Origin of the sequence: Pseudocitrobacter sp. 73, assembly GCF_008369545.1 — a bacterium.
Classification (GTDB): Bacteria; Pseudomonadota; Gammaproteobacteria; order Enterobacterales; family Enterobacteriaceae; genus Pseudocitrobacter; species Pseudocitrobacter vendiensis.
Window position 1 is genome coordinate 1 of sequence record NZ_VTZO01000086.1, and the last position, 2,741, is coordinate 2,741.

The following is a 2,741-nucleotide window of genomic DNA, read 5'->3' on the forward strand; positions in this document are numbered from 1 at the left end:
GGAGTGACCATCTCATTAAAAATCGTACGTTAAGCGTACGGCCTGTCAGGTTGAGGCCCTAGAGGTTGCCGGCGAGGCGTCAGAAAATGCTGGAATCGGCCCTATCCTGACGCGGCCCAAGGTTCCGGCCTGACGCCTAGTTAGGGCGTACCGATACGGTACAATTAATTTTTGAAATGGCGACAAACGGCTATTTTCTGGCGGTTGTATCACAGACCAATTCGATGCTATATTTACAATTTAACTGGGGGCGCTGGTAAGCGTAATGCAATACTACGCTAAGCGAGGCGAGACGATGATGCACAAGCATGGGATGGGCAGATAGGTTTTTTGAGGCTGTAAAAAAGTTAACACACTCACATGAAGGGGGTAAAATGGATACACGATTATTTGCATTCGTCGGCGGAGACAGCGGTCTTTGGCGGATCGTTGGAACCGAAACCATAGTTGGCAAGTCACTGCCTGAAGCCAAAAGGCTCAACGTAATATCTGCCTCAGAGTTGCAGCCCGAAACCAATGCACCCTGGGTACTTCGCGGAATAACAAGCAATGAACGGTATGTCATGCGCGAAGAGAAGAACGAAATTGTGGTGAAGCAGCAAGGGCTAGCGCGCCCAGAAGCAACTTGCGCTGCGTTGATACCGATCCGAAAAAACGCAGCTTGGTGGGAATTCACGCAAGACGAGCGCCGGAGCGTTTTCGAAAAGTCAAAGCACATCCAAATCGGGCTCAACTACTTGCCTGCAGTAGCGCGCAAGCTCCACCACTGCCGCGACCTCTCTGAAAATGAACCGTTCGATTTTCTCAATTGGTTCGAGTTCGCGCCAACCCATGAGGCTGAGTTCAACGCATTGCTTTCCGAACTGCGTGCAACAGAGGAATGGAAGTACGTTGACAGAGAAGTCGATATCCGTCTCGTGCGAGAGGCGGCGTAGGTCAATCCCCGTCTGACCGCTCAGAGGCGTTAGCGGGCAGCCGGCACTGCATCTATTGATTTTGGATAGCTTGGAACCCGGCATTTCACTTGCAATTAATTCGAGCACGCCGCCATGAAATGCGAGCCGCCGCCGTCGATTGCAAGCTCGTTTGCAGATAGCGTGAGCATCAGCGCGCCGTCAGTTGCAGTTAATTCGAGCCGAAAGCGGCGTCGAATGCGAGCACGCCCGTTTTCAAACGCGAGCCGCTACAACTACCTGGTGCCGCCCGCGAAATTCGCCAGCCTCAAGCAGGCCAGCGAATTGCCGCTGGCCGTGGCCACCGATTGCGACCAGTACCTGCATGACCGGCTGACGCTGCTGGAAACGCAGCTCGCCACCGTCAACCGCATGGCGCTGGCCAACGAGCTGCCGGACGCCATCATCACGGAGTCGGGCCTGAAGATCACGCCGCTCGATGCGGCGGTGCCCGATACCGCACAGGCCCTGATCGACCAGACGGCGATGATCCTACCGCACGTCAAGATCACCGAATTGCTGCTGGAGGTAGACGAATGGACGGGCTTCACCCGGCACTTCGCCCACCTGAAGTCAGGCGACCTGGCCAAGGACAAAAACCTGTTGCTGACCACGATCCTCGCCGACGCGATCAACCTGGGCCTGACCAAGATGGTGGAATCGTGCCCCGGCACGACCTACGCCAAGCTGGCCTGGCTGCAAGCCTGGCACATCCGCGACGAAACCTACGGGGCGGCACTGGCCGAGCTGGTCAACGCGCAGTTCCGACATCCCTTCGCCGAACATTGGGGCGACGGCACCACGTCATCGTCGGACGGCCAGAACTTCCGCACCGGCAGCAAGGCCGAGAGCACCGGCCACATCAATCCGAAATACGGCAGCAGCCCAGGGCGGACGTTCTACACCCATATCTCCGACCAGTACGCGCCGTTCCACACCAAGGTCGTGAACGTCGGCGTGCGCGACTCGACCTACGTGCTCGACGGCCTGCTGTATCACGAATCCGACCTGCGGATCGAGGAGCACTACACCGACACGGCAGGGTTCACGGACCACGTCTTCGCGTTGATGCACCTGCTGGGCTTCCGCTTCGCCCCGCGCATTCGTGACCTGGGCGACACCAAGCTCTACATCCCGAAGGGCGATGCCACCTACGAGGCGTTGAAACCGATGATCGGCGGCACGCTCAACATCAAGCACGTCCGCGCCCATTGGGATGAAATCCTGCGGATGGCCACCTCGATCAAGCAGGGCACGGCGACGGCCTCGCTGATGCTCAGGAAGCTTGGCAGCTACCCGCGCCAGAACGGCCTGGCCGTCGCCCTGCGTGAGCTGGGACGCATCGAGCGCACACTGTTCATCCTGGACTGGCTGCAAAGCGTCGAGCTGCGCCGCCGCGTGCATGCCGGGCTGAACAAAGGCGAGGCGCGCAACGCGCTGGCCCGCGCCGTGTTCTTCAACCGCCTGGGGGAAATCCGCGACCGCAGCTTCGAGCAGCAGCGCTACCGGGCCAGCGGCCTCAACCTGGTGACGGCGGCCATCGTGCTATGGAACACGGTCTATCTGGAGCGGGCCGCGAACGCCTTGCGTGGCCACGGTCAAGCCGTCGATGACGGCCTGTTGCAGTACCTGTCGCCGCTCGGCTGGGAGCACATCAACCTGACCGGCGATTACCTCTGGCGCAGCAGCGCCAAGATCGGCGCGGGCAAGTTCAGGCCGCTACGGCCGCTGCAACCGGCTTAGCGTGCTTTATTTAATGAGATGGTCACTCCCTCCTTCCCAGTACTA

1 protein-coding gene and 1 pseudogene are annotated in these 2,741 nt (G+C 59.2%); both read left to right on the top strand.

Annotated elements, in window-relative coordinates; all coding sequences use genetic code 11:
* Positions 1-374 precede the first annotated feature (374 nt).
* Positions 375-935, top strand: coding sequence for a chlorite dismutase family protein (locus F0Q32_RS25890; RefSeq protein WP_002718009.1), 561 nt, complete (start codon positions 375-377; stop codon positions 933-935).
* Positions 936-1,187: 252 nt separating this feature from the next.
* Positions 1,188-2,696: pseudogene (locus tag F0Q32_RS25895) on the top strand (Tn3-like element ISPa38 family transposase); the annotation flags it as partial.
* Positions 2,697-2,741: the final 45 nt, after the last annotated feature.